Consider the following 18527-nt stretch of genomic DNA (forward strand, 5'->3'; position numbering starts at 1 on the left):
GAGGATTCCAAAAAGGATAAGTTGAAAAATGTAGTTTTTTAAGTGTTGTGCATAGTAAATTTGGATGGTACAACTTAACTACTCTTTAAATATGAGATAGAATATAATCCTCTATTGGATTATATTTAGTTGCTAACTATCACACTTAAAAGAAATGAAAATATACTATCATTAACATGGAAATTCGAATTAATTTACGAAACTAACTGTAACTATTATAGTTACAACCAAGATTGATGTCAATTTCAAATCTCTCCCCTTTTAATGGACAAAAGGCATGAAATATTGAACAATAATACGATATTTATAAAAAGAAGGTAATGTTTTATTTCCTTACTCAAAGAATTATAAATGATTTAGGATTAGGTGAAGCTGATTCTGATATTGCATCTCAAAAAAGAATGTTACTTTAAAAATAGAATTATGAAAGGAATGATGGATGAATAATGATTAACTAATTTATATTTTAAGTTGAATTTTATAACTTCAAACTATAAAATATAGGGTTAGTCTATCCATTTTTAAAATTCAGTTCATACTTTATTTGTCATGATTCAAATAATTAATAAGTACTTATTAATTATAGACGAAAGACTAATCTCTCCGATTACAAATTGGGGGATTTTTTTATTCCCGTTTTATGTTAGTTGAAACTTATTAATTGTTACATACACCTAACAAATAAAGGAGCGAAAAAAATGAGTACTTCAGACACTATTATTACACATGTAATGCTCTATATAAGTCGTTAATATCCATCAAACTTATATAGAGGAATTAAAAAATGGATGGATGTTCCTCCTTTATATGAAACGTTTCGATATATAAAGGAGGAATTATTATGTCAATGATAAAAGTCCAAGACTTAACTTTTTCATACCCACGTAGCTTTGATACTATTTTTGAAGGTGTAAACTTCCAAATAGATACGGATTGGAAACTGAGATTTATCGGTAGAAACGGACGAGGTAAAACGACATTCTTTAATTTATTGTTAGGGAATTATGAGTATAGTGGGAAAATCCTTGCTTCAGTAGAATTCAATTACTTCCCCTATCCTGTTGCAGATAAGAACAAACTTACTCATGAAATCCTTGAAGAAATTTGTCCCCAAGCAGAAGATCGGGAATTTCTACGTGAAATATTCTATAAAAAACTCATTTATATATATGGGACGAACCACTAAATTTTATAGATATCTATTCGCGTATGCAGATTGAAGAGCTTATTCAACAATTTAATCCCACAATGGTTATTGTTGAGCATGATAAGGTATTTCAACAAACAGTTGCAACAAAAACTATATCTATGTAGCTCAAAGCGAACACTTGAAAATATAATCAGTACATCGAATCATTAACTGAAAAATACTTTGATAAAATGATGAAAAAGGCCTAGTTTCTCTATAATACATTGAGAAATTAGGCCTTTTAATAAGAAAAGTAGGATTCTTAAACATTAAATACAGTTTAACTTTTCAATTCTATTTTCACAGATTCATATATTCTTCTAAAGTCAGGTTTTTCTTATATATATTTTCAGCAATATGTCCTACATAGCGAATATGCCAAGGTTCATATGCATAACCTGTAATACTTTCCTTCCCCTTAGAATAACGAATGATAAATCCTGCACGATGCGCATTTTCTTTCAACCATTTGCCTTCCTTCGTGTTCGCAAACGCTAGCTCTAGTTCATTATTTGCACTTTTAGATGAAACGTCCATCGTTAATCCTGTTTGATGTTCACTATGTCCAGGCTTTGCCGAGAAACGATCCGTATGCTCTTGTCCTTTCTTTTTAACATTGTTGGCATACAGAGTTTTTTGATATTCATAGGAACGAAACCCTGAAACAGCATTCAACTGGATCCCCTCTTGCTTAGCTAGAAGGAATAACTTTTCTAGCGCTTCAGCTGCTTCTTTACGCAGATAACTCTTTTCTACCGTTCCACTAAATGAGAATGGTACATTCGGTACTACTAAATCCTTTGGCTTATAGTCTTCGGGCAATCCATATTCCTTATTTACTACAGCCTGTATACTAGCAAAAGAACTTGCTATCTTATTTGAAGTCCCATTTTGCTTACTATTATTCTCATTATTTATGGAGTTTTCACGAGTTTCATAATTTGTCTTTTCTGGTTCTTTACCAATAGATTGATTGGTGTAAACGATAAAGACACCTAGTATCACAATCATACAAGTGAAAATCCCTACTAATTTAATTCTCATTATTCATTTCCTTCCTAACACGCTTACTGTTTCTCGTTCATCATACTTGAACCATATCAAATCCATATTAATTTGACGTGAACTTTTCTTCATACAGTATTCCTTACTAAAATGACAGTATATCTTCCTATTTCTTTGCCACAAATGACAGTATATCTTCCTATTTCTTTGCCACTCTTAAGATTCCAATATATAAAATCCATTCTATTCCTACATATAGAAAAACAATCTGAAAATTTGTATAATAAGATGAAAAGTGTAGCATTCTATTATAGAAAGGTCTTGGTATGATGCTAGGTATTCATGTAAAAAAAACAAAGGAAGAGTTAATTATTTCATGGCAGTTGGCGAAGGTTACGATTCCATTAGGTGATGTGATTGAGGTTATCGAAGATTCTACCTATGCTGGCGTTGAAGAATCAAATGTGATTCGTATTGGAACAGCATATGGTACAACGGATCGTATTTTAATTAAAACGGTAAAACAAAATTATGTATTATTTACTACGAATAAATTTTCGATTTTAAATGCTATTCACGCTTAAAATCGAATGTCCAAACTGACTCAAACAAAATCCGAGTTAAGTTCAAAAATGAAAGGTCTTCTAATTATTAGAAGACCTTCTTTGTAAAAATGATATAGTTATTATGCGTTTCTACGTTTGATAAATAATACAGTTCCAAGAGCTAATAATAAAAGGCCAACGCCCATTGAGATCCACATGGATAAATCTCCACCTGTAACTGGTAATATTCCTGATTTTAATGTCTTTTCTGCTTTTTGTTGTTCTGGTGTTGGAATGCTTTTATCTGGATGCGGCTGATCTGGTTTTGGTTGATTAGGTTTTGGTTGTTCCGGTTTTACTTCTTTAAATTTCACTGTTTGCCCCTTATCTTCGATGTCAACATGTATAGCTACCAAGACATTATCTTGATACAATTCTTCAAACACTACCACTTCTTTACCTTGTAATGCAGAAGCATTAAATGTGAAATCTAGTGTGATAGAACCATTTTTTTCTTTTGCTGTAAATTTAGATTCTACTGTTACTTCTTTACCATCAACTACTAATGGTTTTTTTGTTGCTTTATCCATTAGTTTGCCTTTTACAACGTACTCTTTACCTACGATTAAGTCTTTGTATTCCACTTTATCTTGGATTGTTACAGATTTAGAAGCATCTAACTCTTTAGAACCATCAGCTTTGTTTGTAGCTGTCGTTTTAATAGAAGGCTCTACAAATCGAACTGTTTGACCTACATCGTTAATGTCAGCGTGAGTTGCTATTACTTGACCTTCATGTAACAAGTCTTCAAACACGACTACTTCTCTTCCTTGCTGCTCAGCACCAACGAAAATAAAGTCTAATGTTACAAAACCATTCTTTTCTTTTGCAATAAATTTAGTCTCAGCTGTTACTTCTTTACCACCAATTAATAATGGTTCGTTAATAGCTTTGTTCATTAATTTCCCTTTTACAGTGTACTCTTTACCAACAACTAAGTTAGTATACTCCACTTTATCTTGGATAGTGATAGCATCCTTTGCATGAATCTCTTTTCCACCATCAGCTTTGTTTGTAGCAGTTGTTTTTACTAATGGCTTAACGAACTTAACTGTTTGACCTTTATCATTGATATCAGTATGTGTCGTAACAACTTTTCCGTCTTTCAGTAACTCTTCGAATACTACTACTTCCTTTTCTTCTAAACCAGTTGCATCAAAAGTGAAATCTAGTGTGATAGATCCGTTTGCTTCTTTTGATGTAAACTTAGTTTCAGCAGTTACTTCTTTACCATTTACAACTAATGGTTTATTAGTCTTTTTATCCATTAATTTACCTTTTAAAGTGTACTCTTTACCTACTTGTAGGTCTTTGTATTCCACTTTATCTTGGATTGTTACAGACTTAGAAGTGTGCATTTCTTTTGTGTCATCAGTTTTATCAGTAGCTGTTGTTTTTATTGAAGGAATCTTTTCATCTTTGACAATATGTTTAATGATTTGACCATTCTCTTTGATCTCAAAAGAGAACGTTTCTTCATTCAATACATAACCTTTTGGTGCAACAGTTTCTTTATATGTGTATTTTCCAAATGGTAACTTTTCAAACTTCGCGATACCTTTATCGTCTGTTTTTCCTTTTACTACTTCTTTTCCTGCTTCATTATAAATAGTAAACTCTGCATTTGGAAGTTTGTTGTTTCCATCAGCTACATCAACTTTTGTAATTTCTAGATCACCTTTGATAAGATGATTAACTGCTAATAACTCAATAATTTTCCCATGTTCCTTTATTTCGAACACAATTGGTTCTTTAATAAGAACATAACCATTTGGAGAAGCCTTTTCTACAAATGAATATTTACCATATGCTAAATTTTTGACGTTAACTTCACCATTTTTATCTGTCTTATATTCACCAATAACTTTCCCACTTGCATCTTTTAACTCGAATACTGCACCTTCTAATTTTTTGCTGATATCTTCATTATCTACTTTAAGTAATTTTACACTACCTTTTACTTCGGTATTTTCCACTGTAAAAGTAAGTGTTTTATTGTGCTCTTTAATTTCAAAAGGATACTTTGTTTTATTTTCAATATATCCATTAAGTGTTTTTGTCTCTAAGAAATAATACTTACCATACGTAAGACCTTCAACGTTTGCAATTCCATTTTCTTTTGTTACTACTTTTTTCACTTCTTTTCCATCTTCAGTGAAGACTGTGAATTCAACATTTGGTAAAACCTTTCCTGAATCACTAAGTTTTTTAATTTCGATGTTACCTTTTACTTTATTGTTTACTACTTGAACAGCTCCTGTTTCCCCTGTTTTAACTTCAATAGTTTGTGGTTTATCACCTGAAACATAACCTGTTGGTGCTTTAATTTCTTTTACTGTATATGTACCAATTTGTAGGTTATTTAATTCTGCAGTACCATCAGCACCAGTCGTGATTTTTCCAACTGATTCATTATTTGCATTAAAGACTTCAAATACTGCACCAGCTAGAACTTCCCCATTTTCTCCAACCTTTTTAATTTTTAAAGAACCAGTTGCTTCCCAATTTACTGCAAGATCACCACTAAGCTTTTCTTCATTTCTTTCTAATAATACTGTAGCATTCTGAACAGTATCCGTGCCGCGGTAAGCAATTGCTTGAACTTTAGTTAAATTAGCAGCAACACTTAAATTAAATTCACCTGTTTTTGTGTTCTTAGGAATTTGGATACGGAATTTTTCCCCAACTGAAAGCTGATCTCTCACTTCACCATTTTCACTAACAATTTTAACTCCATTAGGGGCATTTTTCGCTACTACCTTATAAGAACCACTCTTAGCATTTGTTTGCACTGTGTATAGATTCGTTTCAAAGAACTCACCCTTTAATTCTGCTTTTTGCTTTTCAGCAGGAATCACATTCATAAAAATATCTTGCGTCTCTTCACTATTATTAGCATTACTAATAATAGCCTTAGCTGCTTTTTCAACATTTTTATTCTCATGTTTTAATTCATTTACATCAAGTTGTCCTAATGCATTCCAGACCGCAAGCTGAGTTGCATAATGCGCTTCATTTTTATTAGCTACTCCCAGCTGTTCAGTACTTTTTTGTGGGAAACCATTTAATAAGACCTTATATACTACATTATCTGTTTTCCCCATTTCAGGAAGATCTTCACCATTTGGTGATTTTAATCCAAGAGTTAAGCAATAAGCAATTTGACCACTTGAATTTTTAATAATTTCAGTTCGAATGTACTTACCTAGACTATTACTATAACTCCAGTCCATTGAATATTTTTCATGCGTCATAACTTCTGCACTAGCCCTTGGTAAAAACACATTAAGGAATAATGCCAGTACTGATAATAATGTAAAAACTCTTATAATAACTCTCTTACTCAATTCTGAAACCTCCCTAAAATAAATTTATCTGAGTATATATCGCAATATCTAAAACATTCACGAGCAACCCGATTATCATTATAAAACAACAAATTACAAATATTAAACAAAATTGGCTAAATAGTCATAAAATTTACACATTTTAATATTTTTCAAGTTTTTAAATGAGTTTACTATATACAGATTCCAAAACACGACTGCAATTAACCAGATAAATATGTATGTTAAATATGTAACTAGTAGTTCTTTTGTTCAAGTTAGTAATCTTCTATTTTATCCAACCATTACTGTAAGAAAATCCACCCAATTGCTTTTACCTAATAAATAAAAAAAGGCATCAAAAGTTTCGCTTTGTAATCATATATTTTGGCATATTTAATTATCTTTAAAAGAGGCCACTATTTAAATTACTAGTTTACTTCTTTCCATTTTATTTATAAATATGTACAATTTGTTCAACAAAAAAAGTTCCCTATTTTATATGAGGAAACTTTTTACGTAGTATGAACCTAAAAACCTAAAATCCCTATAATCTGGCGGGCCTTAGCATTATCAATATAATAATGCATCTCTAATCCTCGTCTTTCTGCACGGAGTACGGTTCCCTTTAATTTTGATAGATGCTGTGAAACAGTGGATTGCGGGAGTTTTAATATTTTCGTTAACTGTGTAACATTACACATTTTATGGTGCATTAATTCATTTACAATTTGTAATCGAACGGGATGTGCCATTACCTTTAATACATCTACATCTTCTTCACTGATTTTAACTCGATTTCTATTAGATAGTAATGTTGTCATTTCACATTCTCCTTTATTATTTATTTCTATTTTCCTATTATCCTTATAAGTAGTACTTATAGATGATTACCATTTGTCCTGTTGAGAAAATATATTCTCTTTATTAAATAAAAAAAAGACCCCTATCCTGAAAAACAGTAATTACTACTTCATTGAATTAATGTCCTCTAATTTTCAGCCAAACTATATTTTAGAAAGATTATTTCATAGTCTATTACATGATTTTGAGCAAGGTTTAACATACTTTGTTAAGCGAAAAATCTATAAGAAATCTTCCTTCATTTCGCCTTATACAACTTATACTATTTATTTCTCAACACAAATAAACGAAATTAAATTCCCAATAACGATACCTTCAGCTGTTAATTCTCATTCCTTTGTGAAAGTCCCTCTCTTTAATAACAGGGACTTTTAACTTTCCCCAATTAAAAAATAGCCTTTTCATTTCATTTTCTTGTTACCTCGAATAATATGTACCCCTCTTTTAATCTATTAATTCCTTATTACACTCCTCCATTTAGATATAAGGGGAACTTCTCATTCAAAGAATAAATTATGCAACATTGCATTTGATAACCATTTTCATTGTAACTATAATGATTACAGGGTTGCTATTAATCCAAATATTCTACATGGAGGTTTTATTATGTTCAAAAAAATTATTGTATCTTCTATGGCGCTTACTATGTTCGGTGGAGCTACAACTATGCTAGAGGCACCTACTGCTCAAGCAGCTTCTTATAACTCAACATCATCCTCTTACTTTGATGTCACTCCTGAAGAGGCCGCGGCTTTCTATCAATCTCAAGACTATAAAAAATTAAAAGTATTTATGGATGACTTTGAAGCTAGAAATCCTTATACTCCTGGTGGGGGCTACGCTCAAGGTAGTGTACGTATGCAAAAATTCAACGATACTCTTAGAAATGCTAAATTAACAAATGTCTACCAAGAATTTATTAGAATCTCATACTACAATCATTATCCAGAACCAAAATAATAACAACGAATAAAATATTTATTATTTCTATAACTTAGCCTAATTTTAAATGTATAGCCTAAAAATAATGATTAGAAACCACTCCTATAAGAGTGGTTTTTCTATTTCCCAATATAATTTAGCTGCATGTTAAGTCACCTTTATTTTGAAATCTTTCATAATGGATATTCTCTCGTTTACACAAACTAGTAGATTAGCGAAGAAAATATCAAAATGTCTTTATAAGTGGTTGGAAGTAATTCTTTTCTGTTTCATAACAAAAAACGAGCACCCTCTCACAATTACATAAGGATGCTCGTTTTTACTTTTATGGGGGACTCTCGGGTCAATATCATCTCTTTCCAGAAGGTAAAAATTAAATCAGCTCATAAACAAGTTTTTTTAAATTTAATTCATAGATCTTACTGCAACTTGGAATTGTCCCTTAGAACCATCATCATTTGAAACGTAAATTTTATATGTTCCAATCGGTAATGGAGATAAAGCATTCCGTACATTTGTAACATTAATTTGTTGTTCTCCAGGTTTTATATAACCACCAACAATTAACTCCGTATTTGGGCCTTTTACACTATACCCCATTGTATTTTGGCCATTATTTTTCATAAAGAAGCTTAAATCAGTACTCCCATTATATACAAAAGAAGTGACAGCCTCTCCACTATAATCCATTGTTTGAGTTAATAATATGTCTGCAGGAACGTGTTCAACTATATTAATTGCATCATTCGTTTTGTGCACTTCTTCAGCATAAGTATTATTCCCTAACACACCAAGTGTTAATGCCGAAATCACTCCACAACTAAGCACTAGTTTATTTAACTTCATTTTAAGTTCCCCCTTGATGTTTGTATTCTATTACCATCATACATTCTTTTTTAAGTGCGTTTTTATGTAATAATTCATATCCTTAAATATACATATAATAACTTTACGTATTAATATTTATTGAGTAACTCACATAGATAAAGCTACAGTATTATGTTTTATAAAAAAGAACATGTTAATTTCAAAGGTTTTTTCACACAAAATGTATACGATTCATTACCACAATACTCGAGTGAACAGTGTTTTCATTTCATATAAATTATATGAATAAAAAAATTTTAAATTTTCACTTTGTAATTCGGTAAATTCCATGTTAATATAACGAAAGCTACAAAACAATGGTCGTCATATATATTGTTTTCACAGAATATTCACACTCAGAAACCCATTATTTTACCAGTAATTCAATCCCAATTTTATCTATACAAAAGTTATTTTCTAATTTCATATGTACATAAATTCAAGTAGATTTTTTATCTATTATTTTTTCTATCTTCCTCATCAATTCTAATACGAGTAATATAATAACATTTTTTCAAGTACCCTTCCTTTTTTAGATAGAAAGTCTACTAATACTAAACATCTAGGTCCAACTTATACATAATCCTACTTACAAACTATCGGAGATGCAAAACTATGGGAATTTCTACTCTCTTATTAAATACCTTTATTATAATAATTTGTATCCTTAGCTATCACGTATTTTGGCTAGAATTTAGAGAAAAAATAACATGTAATAATATGTTAATTTCTACTCTCTCCTCTATTGCTATTATTTTTTGTATGACTTTTCCTTTTCATTTACACGCTGGCTTTATTTATGATTTACGTTTTATTCCTATCATATTAGTTTTTCTGTATGGAAATACAAAAAACATTGTTCTTATAGGAATTTTATATCTTTCTTATCGCTTTTACTTAGGTGGAAATGGCGTTCTTCCATCATTTATTATCTTTACAATTATTTCTGGTATAACAATGCTCTTCCGTTACTTATTACCTATGCATTTTAAAGAAAAAAAGATATTATTAAGCTTACTCCTTATTTTAGTATGTACAGCTTCACTTTCTATCTGCGGTATTGTAACTCAAATAAATACAGGAGGTAAAATAGACGCTACTCTCATAGAATTTTTATTAAATTATATAATCATTAATATTTTCACATTATTATTATCAGTTTATTTAATAGAGGGAATGATTGAGAAATATAAAATGAAAGAAAAACTGCAACGGGCTGAAAAATTTTATATAGCTAGCGAACTAGCGGCGTCAATTGCACACGAAATCCACAATCCACTAACCACGGTTCATGGATTCACTCAATTATTAAATGAAAAACATGCCTCTAAGCTATCTCAGGATCAGTACTTAGAAATCATGTTAATTGAAATGCAGCAAATACAATCTACTATCAATAACTATTTATCTTTAACCAAACCAAAGAACACCCTAAAAGAGAAAATAGATATTAATTACATATTAAATCAGGTGAAAGAAACTATTTCACCACTCGCTCTATCATACAAAGTTGACATAAAACAAAATAGTACAGATTCCTTTTATATAAATGGGGACCCCGAAAAATTCAGACTCTGTCTAAACAACATCATACAAAACGGAATTGAGGCTATGAAAAATGGTGGAGTATTACAAATAAATATACAAAAAATAAAAGGTAATATTATAGTTGATATTATTGATTCAGGTGTTGGAATGTCATCTCAACAAATAAAACGAATTGCTTTGCCGTTTTATTCAACAACAGAAAAAGGGACTGGACTTGGTACTATGATTGCTTACAGTATTATTAAAGAATTAAACGGAGATATAGAGATAGAGAGTGAATTAGGTAAAGGGACACGCTTTTCTATTAGTATCCCCTGCTAATGTAATGAAAGTTATTTAGATGATAAAAATTTTCTACTTAACTTTTTAAATAAATGAATTTTAAAAATCCCGCTACCTTACGTATCAATTATCTTACTTTCAAATAATAAGGATCAGAGTTTATCTGTAAAAACAGATAAACTCTGATCCTTTAATTAAACGTACTTAAAATTCACTACTTTTCTTACATTTTGATGAACTAATAATTTATCGATTTCATCTCATTTACTGTTCAGATTTGTTTAATTTAAATATAAGATCTCTCGACACTTAATCTGTTAATGCCATTAGAGTCATTGTCTACAGTTGTTTTTTCATTAAAAGCATAGATCTTTTTGCTATTCATCGAAAAAACAATTTCCCTTTTACTACTTCACTTCTACCGTATAATTCCCTGTTCCCCCACCATACTGATACACATGTAAATAATATTTCCCTGGATACGTATAGTAGCTACCTACTAGTTGATTTCCTTGTTGCTGGGCATACGTAACATAATTATTTAAATCTGCTTCTGAATAAAGAACCCAGTTTACTCCAATATTATTTTCTTTCGTTACATTGATTTGAAGGTTTTTAGCTGTTTCTACATTTATTTCAAAGAAATCACTTGTATCACCATTTCCTAAACTAGCACGTAAAATTTGATTCAACTGCAGTTTATTTGCGGTTTGGAATGAATTGTTTGGCTCTTTTTCTACACTGTTATCTTCTTTCTTTTTAACTGTCACACTCGTTGTAGCAGTATTAGTTGCTCCCTTATCGTCTGTTACTGTTAATTTCGCTGTATATGTTCCTTCTTTTGTATAAATGTGCGTTGAGTTTTGTTCATTACTTACAGTACCGTCTCCAAACTCCCATTTATAAGAAGCGATTTTTCCATCTTCATCTTTTGAACCATCGCTTTTAAAAGAGATTGCTTCGTTCACATTTCCGCTATACGGACCATTTATAACTGCGACCGGCGCTTTATTCACAGCTCCTTCTTCTGTATTCATACCATGGAACACAACGTCATACTCAAATTGTCCTGATGCATTCACACGATAATTCACAAAATAAGCTGTTACTGTTTTATAGCCTGTCCATTCTTTTGTACTTAAACGTTTTAACGTATCATTCACCTTTTGTGTAATTGTTTTCCAGTCTTCATATTCTCCTTTTGCAGCAGTACCTGTATATGTTCCTTGTAGTGTAAATGTATTAAAGAACTGTGATTTATTTTTCTGTACAGATACATTTTTTACATTTGCTTCCGCCGTAATTTCTGCTGCAATATCTGAAACTGGTTTCGATGCGTGCGTTGCTAAATAATCCTCTGATACTAACGGAACATTATATTTATCACGATTATCAACTAACATTTGCATATAGTCTTGATACTCTTTATTTAAATTCGTATCTTTACTTAACGCAGAGCGATATGCATCATATGCTGTCACATCATTTTTCCTAATAAGGTCATGAACTTTATCAAACATATCATACCTCTTATTGTACATGTACGATTGTAAAGCGAAGGAATAATTATAGAAATCCCACGTTCCATACTTTGCATTTAACGTTCGCTCGGCCGTATAACGCTCTGCTGGATTTGAAGATAATCCTCCTATAATGCTCTTTCTCGGTACAACATTATCCGTTCTCGTTGCTCCTGCAAAAAATTCAGCATTTCCTTCTTCAAACCAAGATAATCTTTCATTTTCATACATCTTACCTTGTCCCCATAGTCCTGGCACTTCATATCTACCTTGTAAATAATGCGTGAACTCATGTCGGAATAACTCTTCTAAACTATAACTACTTTCTTGTGGTGTACGTTCATAAGTAAAGAATGTACCTGTTCCTTCTATATAAAGACCACCATTATTCGTTTCATACCCGTACAATTGACGATTAAATTGATATTCTGCTGGACTATTATAAATAACCATCGTCAATACATCATCTGGATTCCCTTTTTCTAATGGCTGGTCACTTTCAACGGTACGATGGAATTGTGCCTTCACTTCTTTCGCTGCCCAATATAGACGTTTTACTTTTTCCTCAGTCACTTTATCTCCAGCTTTTAAAACAATTGCACCATCATCAAACGTATACGTTTTCGGTAAATATTTTTTCTTACCATCTTCTCGTATTTGATCTAAATTAACCATATTTCCATTTGCATCTTTTCCGCCATAATTTGTCGCGATTTGCTCAGCTGCTACGAAATATTGCTCCCCTAAGTACGGGTATATATTCATCGCATCTGTTACAACTTGTAACCCTTTCGTCCCTGTACTATGGAACGTACCGAGTCTACCTGTATAATAAATGCCATTGTTAATAAGCCATCCGTTTTTCGCTGTAATCGTTCCCATTAATGCAAAACGACTTAGCTCATTAATATAACTATCTATTTTCTGATACCATACTGTATCTTTCGGTACTTTTCTCGTATCGTACAAATATGATTGAATATCGTAATCCACACCTTGCATAATATCGTAAATCGCATTTCCAGCTGAAAGATTATCTACCAATGTAGAAAAACTATCATTATATTGTTTAAAAATCTTCGCAGCCGATGTTATCGTTTCCACATCACTCGAAGCGTTTCCTATTAATTTTCCGTATGATGATACAACTCTATTTTGTTCTAATGTACCGAGCTTAAAATTCGGGTTGCTCGCAATCGTTTTTAATGCAGGTAAGCATTTATCATGATAGCTTCGTTCATTCAGTTTACTTAATTCTGTATTATAAAATCCTAAATAAAACCCGGATCGCAATACCTCTACTAATGTCTCAATCCCTTTTGAATCATCTTGCGTATAAGTTTGCCCTTGCTGCTTTAATTTATCAATAATCGCCTGCATCCTACTATCATTTTGATAGAATGCTAGACTGTCTTTATTAAACTGAAATAACCCCGTAATTTGCTCCCAGTCGATTGTTACAAGTAAATCTACTAATTGCTGATTGCTTAATTGATTTAATTCAGCAATTGTATAAGTTTTCGCTACAGCTAATTGTTTACTTTCTTTTTTGACTTCTGGCGGTCTTTGCGATAAATCAGCAAATTGTAGCCTTTTTTCAAAAGACTTATTTTCTAGCACTTTTGATGAATGAGCTAATTCTTGCACTGGCAATTGTACACCAACTGGCTCCATTTTGAGCACATTTCGATAAGAAACTTGCTCTTCCTTAGTATTTTCCGCCGATATGCTCCCTTGAAAACTCCCTAACAGTAAACTAGCAAAACTTACCCCTACTAAAACTTTTTTTGAATAGCCTTTCATACTCTCCCCTACCTTACATTTTTTAGTTTCCTACACTAATATCTTACTATTCTGACTTTTTTTCTGTATTGAGAAAAAATAAGGTAACGTTCACATATGTATCCATTCATAGTAAAATTAACGCTTGACTCTCCATGCGATTTGTGTCAAAAAAGGATAGATAATAGCGAAATTTCTGCTACATCTAACCTCTTTTTCAACGCTATGAATTTAACTTTACAAATGTTATTTCTGGTAATGTTTGTATATATTGAATGAATGCATTCTTTTCTTCAGGTGATATATTTTTCAGCTGCATTCCTACCTTATAAACTACACCTGTATCTTGCTGTAAAGATTCCACTTCATATGAAAGTATTGGAATACCTTTCATATGAAGCTTCTCTAATATTTGTTGTATCGTTTCATGTTTATTCATACAAATTTGCACTGCTATATTTTGCGGAAATAAAAATCGCACTTTAAAAATACGACTTACAATCTCTAACCCAATTAAAACGAGAATCGTAGCTCCAATCCCTACTACATACATACCCGCTCCAATTGCTAATCCAATTCCTGCTGTAGCCCATAAACCAGCCGCTGTCGTTAATCCTTTCACTACCTGTTTTTGAATAATAATTGTACCTGCACCTAAAAAACCTACTCCACTAACAACTTGCGCTGCAATACGACTTGGATCAAGGGACATATGATTTTCAAACATAATATCTGAAAAGGCATATTTCGAAACAACCATTAGTAAAGCGCTCCCTACCGCTACGAGGAAATGAGTCTTTAATCCAGCTTCTTTTGATCGAATTTCCCTTTCAATACCAATCATTGCTCCTAATAAACCAGCAATACCAATTCGTAAAATAAAATCAATATGTAAGCTCACGAACACTTCCCCCTTTCATTCATTATAGATGGATAAAACAAAAATTATCACACACATCCATTTATCGATATAAAAACATTCCATCAAAATTCACTTACTATTCCAACTCTTTTATGCTAATATTTTAAATATTAGCATAAACAAGATAACCTATTTCTCATAAAAAAAAACCTTTAAGTTCAACACCTTACTTATCTTCAGTTAAAAATTGCATATGAAGTGCAAGAAATGAGGTTGAGAAAGTCGGAAAACGCTTTCATTTTCTACCTTGATTTTTGTGAAATAAAACATAAATAAAAGGAGCTTACTAGCAATGAATGTCTTTTTGATTACACCTACTACTGATTTACAAGAAGAATACTTAGATTTTTATAACGAATGGAAAGATAGCGGTGAAACGATGATTCCGTGGGTTATTTCAAAGGCCCCTTCTAACTTTCCGGCTATGATTCAAGAATTACTCGATGCACATAACGGAGTAAACCTTCCTGAATCTTGGGTACCAGACTCTACGTATTGGCTCGTTACAGATGAAAATAAAATTGTAGGAGTTGTTAATATACGTCATAGTTTAAACGAACATTTATTTAACGCTGGAGGTCATATCGGTTATGGCATTCGCCCTTCTGAAAGAAGAAAAGGTTATGCTACGAAGTTATTAGAGTTATCGCTAGAAAAAACGAAGGAATTAAACATCGAGAAAGTACTTGTCGTTTGTGACGAAGTGAATACAGGATCAGAAAAAACAATCTTACATAACGGCGGGCTTCGTGATGATGATTTCATTGAGGAAGATGGAAATATTGTAAGAAGGTATTGGATTGAACTATGAATAATTAAAAACAAGCCAGAAAGTGATTACACACTTTCTGGCTTGTTTTATGCTACTTCTATTTCAAACTGTACTGTAATACCACTTGGATCTACTACTGTAAATCCATTTGTAGTTTCATTTATTTCATGTTGTTTTTCTATTAATCTTTCTTTCACTTCATCTAACGCTTCTTTATGCGGTAGTACAATCGTATATACCTTTAGTCCAGTTGCATGTGTTGGTGGGTGCGGATTATTTACTCCGTTCCACGTATTTGCACCGATATGGTGATGATAGCCTCCTGCCGAAATAAATAAGCAATCCTCTTCACGCTGCTGTACCTCAAAGCCTACCGTCTTTACATAAAACTCATGTGACTTTTCTACATCAGCTATTCGTAAATGTACGTGTCCAACGACAGTATCAGCAGGTAAACCAGCAAACTCATAATCAACGAGCGTTGCCAATGCTTTTAAATCAAGCGGCGTACTTCCTCCTGGTCCTTCTCCCCATTGATCGCGCGGGCGGTCTGCATATATTTCAATTCCATTACCCTCTAAGTCTTGTAAATAAAACGCTTCGCTATACGTATGATCACTTGCACTATTAAACCTTGAAATTGGTAAAATTTCATTTGAATATGTATAACGCCCTTCTTGTTCAGCCGGGCTATCAATTACATTCTTATTACGAAGAACCCCAAATAGTGCCGAAGCAAAAGCTTCACGAGTCGGAACTAAAAAAGCAACATGATATATACCAGTCGTACGTGGTTCTTGTAGTGCCCCATCCTCCAACTTTTCAAGAACAAGCAGCGTATTCTTACCACCCTTTCCAGATAAATACGCTTTATTCCCCTCTTGTTTAATTACTTCTAAGCCTACTACATTCTCATAAAAAGCAATTTGACGTTCTAAATCTTTCACTTTAAATGCAACATGACCAATACGTGTTTTCGGATGAATTTGTACCATGGATAACTCCATCTCCTTATCCCAATATTTTTCCATTACATATAACCGTTACTATGAAGAATACAACCAAAATCACCCTATGTAAATAAGAAAAGTCAGAATTTATGCATATTTTTATTTTCTTAATAAAAAAGCCACCTCTTCTAACTTTCAGAAAAAGTGACTTTATAACTCTTATCTCATTTTATGTACTTCAGCAACTAACTTTCCGCCCTGAATGCCCATATAAAGCTTCACAGGTGCGTCGTTCGTATTTTCAAATACTAAGTCTAAGTATGGATATGCAATTGTAGCATCTCTTCCTTGTGGCACATAACCAACTGTTTTAGAATGCGTCGTTCTCTCTACCATTTTCAAACCAGCTTGATCTGCTGCATTGTATAAAGTCGAAGATGTTTGACAAACACCTCCACCATATCCATCTACTAATTTACCATCTACAATTTCTTTTCCTAATTGATATCCTTTATCTGGCGTTGTATCACCGATTAATGCATTAAAAGAGAAGCGGTCTCCTTTTGCTAATACAACTCCATCTATGCTCGCCGCTGACAAACGAATATTCTCAATACGGCCACCTGTTGATCCACCTAAATTCGTTTCATATCTACCAATTACCGTACCACTTCCTTGCGCATCACTTAATGTTGCCGTAGGCTTTTTCTCTGTGATTGGTAACTGATATGAAGAATCCCACATACCAACATTTAACAATTTATCTACTAATTCTTTTTCCATTAATTCATAAGAAGGTTTTCCTTCTTGCCAACTTCCATCAGGTGCTATACGTGATGGAACCATCTTTTTATCAACGGTTTTCCCAACCTCACTAGCAACCTTCGTTACCGATTTTTTAAATTTTGCTTCGTCTTCAAAATAGCCTAAACTAGACAAATCTATTTTTTTCACTTCAGTACCTGTTCGACTATCAACTAAACTAATAGAATCCTGCACTTCTGCTTTAGCCGCGACAGTGTGTCCACCAATATCACTTACTAATGCAACATCACTTACTTTTGTACCACAACCACTCACTACAGCTACGCATAGCACCCCAACTAAAATACCCTTTATTTTACGGAACAATATACTCTCTCCTTTTCCCCAACACTGCTTTTATGTATTATTTCATTTTTATGTATGTTTTGTTACAATCATTTTACAATATGTTTATAAAATGTTACAAGTTATTTTTTACTCTATTTAAATTACTCTTTTCTTTTGTAAATGTCTATACATATTTTTATGAAAATGTAAGTTTAGCAAATTTGTAACCTTTATGTAACCTCTCCCCTTCTATCCATTATATACCATTAAATAAATGAAAAACAAATGTAACAACTCCCTGTTCTTATTTATAAAAGTAAATCACGTAAATATATTTAGGTATTTGCCGTGCCACTGCTCCGCTTTTACACATACAGTATCGTGTATTTAACCTATTTTAAAGAAATGGAGGACGTTTTTATGTATCCCTACAATCCATATGATCCATATAACCAATACGGTTATCAGCCTCAATATGATCTACAAGCACAATACCAACAATATATAGATCAAACAGAACAAGTTAATCCATATGACCAAAATAGACAATTTCAACTTCCAATCTCTTTCCCTGGTACTGGAAACCGTCAACTAGAACGACGAGTAAATGAGCTTGAGCAAAGAGTACGTCAATTAGAAAATACTGTTGAGCGCCATACACGTAGACTAAATCGCTTAAACCAACGTTTACGTACAGTAGAAAACAGACTTAACATTCCATTTGCAGCGCTAGAAGACGGATTTTAATTTTGAAAATAAAAAATATATAAGGAAGGGTCTTCCCTTCCTTATATAAATTGACGAAAGTTTTCTCCATCTCTATACTGATAAGAGTTAATGAAATGAAACAAGGTGATAAAT

The 18527-nt window shown here is 32.3% G+C and carries 14 protein-coding genes; 6 read left to right on the top strand and 8 right to left on the bottom strand.

Annotation, left to right across the window (positions count from 1 at the left end; genetic code table 11):
• The first annotated feature begins 841 nt into the window (after window positions 1–841).
• Complete coding sequence (locus F0362_RS17115; protein ID WP_002104930.1) at window positions 842–1186, top strand: ATP-binding cassette domain-containing protein; 345 nt, start codon at window positions 842–844, stop codon at window positions 1184–1186.
• 303 nt (window positions 1187–1489) lie between these two features.
• Here the strand turns inward: F0362_RS17115 and F0362_RS17125 are convergent, their stop codons facing one another.
• The gene (locus F0362_RS17125) at window positions 1490–2233 is read right to left on the bottom strand and encodes a M15 family metallopeptidase (RefSeq protein ID WP_001220647.1); all 744 of its coding nucleotides are present in this window, start codon (window positions 2231–2233) and stop codon (window positions 1490–1492) included.
• 290 nt (window positions 2234–2523) lie between these two features.
• Between F0362_RS17125 and F0362_RS17130 the strand changes: the two genes are divergently transcribed.
• A complete protein-coding gene (locus F0362_RS17130) occupies window positions 2524–2778 on the top strand; it encodes a SunI/YnzG family protein (RefSeq protein WP_002104927.1) in 255 nt (84 codons plus the stop codon).
• Between the two features lie 101 nt (window positions 2779–2879).
• Here F0362_RS17130 and F0362_RS17135 read toward each other — a convergent pair whose 3' ends face one another.
• Together F0362_RS17135 and F0362_RS17140 are read right to left on the bottom strand one after the other, a co-directional pair.
• Entirely contained in the window at window positions 2880–6146 is a 3267-nt protein-coding gene (locus tag F0362_RS17135; protein WP_000044814.1) for a VaFE repeat-containing surface-anchored protein, read from the bottom strand.
• Between the two features lie 509 nt (window positions 6147–6655).
• Window positions 6656–6949: an ArsR/SmtB family transcription factor gene (locus tag F0362_RS17140; RefSeq protein ID WP_000209596.1), complete on the bottom strand. Its 294-nt coding sequence runs from the start codon at window positions 6947–6949 to the stop codon at window positions 6656–6658.
• Window positions 6950–7595: 646 nt separating this feature from the next.
• Here F0362_RS17140 and F0362_RS17145 point away from each other — a divergent pair.
• Window positions 7596–7949 carry a hypothetical protein gene (locus F0362_RS17145; protein ID WP_149889906.1) on the top strand — a complete coding sequence of 118 codons (354 nt, stop codon included), beginning with the start codon at window positions 7596–7598 and terminating at the stop codon, window positions 7947–7949.
• Window positions 7950–8336: 387 nt separating this feature from the next.
• Here the strand turns inward: F0362_RS17145 and F0362_RS17150 are convergent, their stop codons facing one another.
• Window positions 8337–8777, bottom strand: a complete 441-nt coding sequence (locus F0362_RS17150; RefSeq protein ID WP_000773514.1) for a hypothetical protein — start codon at window positions 8775–8777, stop codon at window positions 8337–8339.
• Between the two features lie 636 nt (window positions 8778–9413).
• On the opposite strand from F0362_RS17150, the gene F0362_RS17155 reads away from it, so the two are divergent.
• Entirely contained in the window at window positions 9414–10667 is a 1254-nt protein-coding gene (locus F0362_RS17155) for an ATP-binding protein (protein WP_000513030.1), read from the top strand.
• A gap of 368 nt (window positions 10668–11035) precedes the next feature.
• Here the strand turns inward: F0362_RS17155 and colA are convergent, their stop codons facing one another.
• Together colA and F0362_RS17165 are read right to left on the bottom strand one after the other, a co-directional pair.
• The gene (colA, locus tag F0362_RS17160; protein WP_149889907.1) at window positions 11036–13951 is read right to left on the bottom strand and encodes a collagenase ColA; all 2916 of its coding nucleotides are present in this window, start codon (window positions 13949–13951) and stop codon (window positions 11036–11038) included.
• A gap of 202 nt (window positions 13952–14153) precedes the next feature.
• Entirely contained in the window at window positions 14154–14831 is a 678-nt protein-coding gene (locus tag F0362_RS17165) for an MgtC/SapB family protein (protein ID WP_000052098.1), read from the bottom strand.
• A 313-nt stretch (window positions 14832–15144) separates the two neighbouring features.
• Here F0362_RS17165 and F0362_RS17170 point away from each other — a divergent pair, with 313 nt between their 5' ends.
• Window positions 15145–15663 carry a GNAT family N-acetyltransferase gene (locus F0362_RS17170; protein WP_001100446.1) on the top strand — a complete coding sequence of 173 codons (519 nt, stop codon included), beginning with the start codon at window positions 15145–15147 and terminating at the stop codon, window positions 15661–15663.
• Between the two features lie 47 nt (window positions 15664–15710).
• On the opposite strand, the gene F0362_RS17175 is transcribed toward F0362_RS17170, so the two are convergent.
• Window positions 15711–16619, bottom strand: a complete 909-nt coding sequence (locus tag F0362_RS17175; protein WP_000249862.1) for a VOC family protein — start codon at window positions 16617–16619, stop codon at window positions 15711–15713.
• A gap of 174 nt (window positions 16620–16793) precedes the next feature.
• Entirely contained in the window at window positions 16794–17705 is a 912-nt protein-coding gene (locus tag F0362_RS17180; protein WP_000488649.1) for a VanW family protein, read from the bottom strand.
• Window positions 17706–18086: 381 nt separating this feature from the next.
• Between F0362_RS17180 and F0362_RS17185 the strand changes: the two genes are divergently transcribed.
• Window positions 18087–18413 carry a hypothetical protein gene (locus tag F0362_RS17185; protein ID WP_000283716.1) on the top strand — a complete coding sequence of 109 codons (327 nt, stop codon included), beginning with the start codon at window positions 18087–18089 and terminating at the stop codon, window positions 18411–18413.
• Window positions 18414–18527 lie beyond the last annotated feature (114 nt).

The organism is Bacillus sp. BS98, assembly GCF_008432245.1.
GTDB classification, from domain to species: domain Bacteria; phylum Bacillota; class Bacilli; order Bacillales; family Bacillaceae_G; genus Bacillus_A; species Bacillus_A toyonensis.

Excerpts from the sequence above, each read along its gene's own strand:
- F0362_RS17145 (WP_149889906.1), top strand. The coding sequence starts at position 7,596 with ATGTTCAAAAAAATTATTGTATCTTCTATGGCGCTTACTATGTTCGGT.
- F0362_RS17140 (WP_000209596.1), bottom strand. The coding sequence starts at position 6,949 with ATGACAACATTACTATCTAATAGAAATCGAGTTAAAATCAGTGAAGAA.
- F0362_RS17150 (WP_000773514.1), bottom strand. The coding sequence starts at position 8,777 with ATGAAGTTAAATAAACTAGTGCTTAGTTGTGGAGTGATTTCGGCATTA.
- F0362_RS17115 (WP_002104930.1), top strand. The coding sequence starts at position 842 with ATGTCAATGATAAAAGTCCAAGACTTAACTTTTTCATACCCACGTAGC.
- F0362_RS17175 (WP_000249862.1), bottom strand. The coding sequence starts at position 16,619 with ATGGTACAAATTCATCCGAAAACACGTATTGGTCATGTTGCATTTAAA.
- colA (WP_149889907.1), bottom strand. The coding sequence starts at position 13,951 with ATGAAAGGCTATTCAAAAAAAGTTTTAGTAGGGGTAAGTTTTGCTAGT.
- F0362_RS17155 (WP_000513030.1), top strand. The coding sequence starts at position 9,414 with ATGGGAATTTCTACTCTCTTATTAAATACCTTTATTATAATAATTTGT.
- F0362_RS17170 (WP_001100446.1), top strand. The coding sequence starts at position 15,145 with ATGAATGTCTTTTTGATTACACCTACTACTGATTTACAAGAAGAATAC.
- F0362_RS17185 (WP_000283716.1), top strand. The coding sequence starts at position 18,087 with ATGTATCCCTACAATCCATATGATCCATATAACCAATACGGTTATCAG.
- F0362_RS17125 (WP_001220647.1), bottom strand. The coding sequence starts at position 2,233 with ATGAGAATTAAATTAGTAGGGATTTTCACTTGTATGATTGTGATACTA.
- F0362_RS17130 (WP_002104927.1), top strand. The coding sequence starts at position 2,524 with ATGCTAGGTATTCATGTAAAAAAAACAAAGGAAGAGTTAATTATTTCA.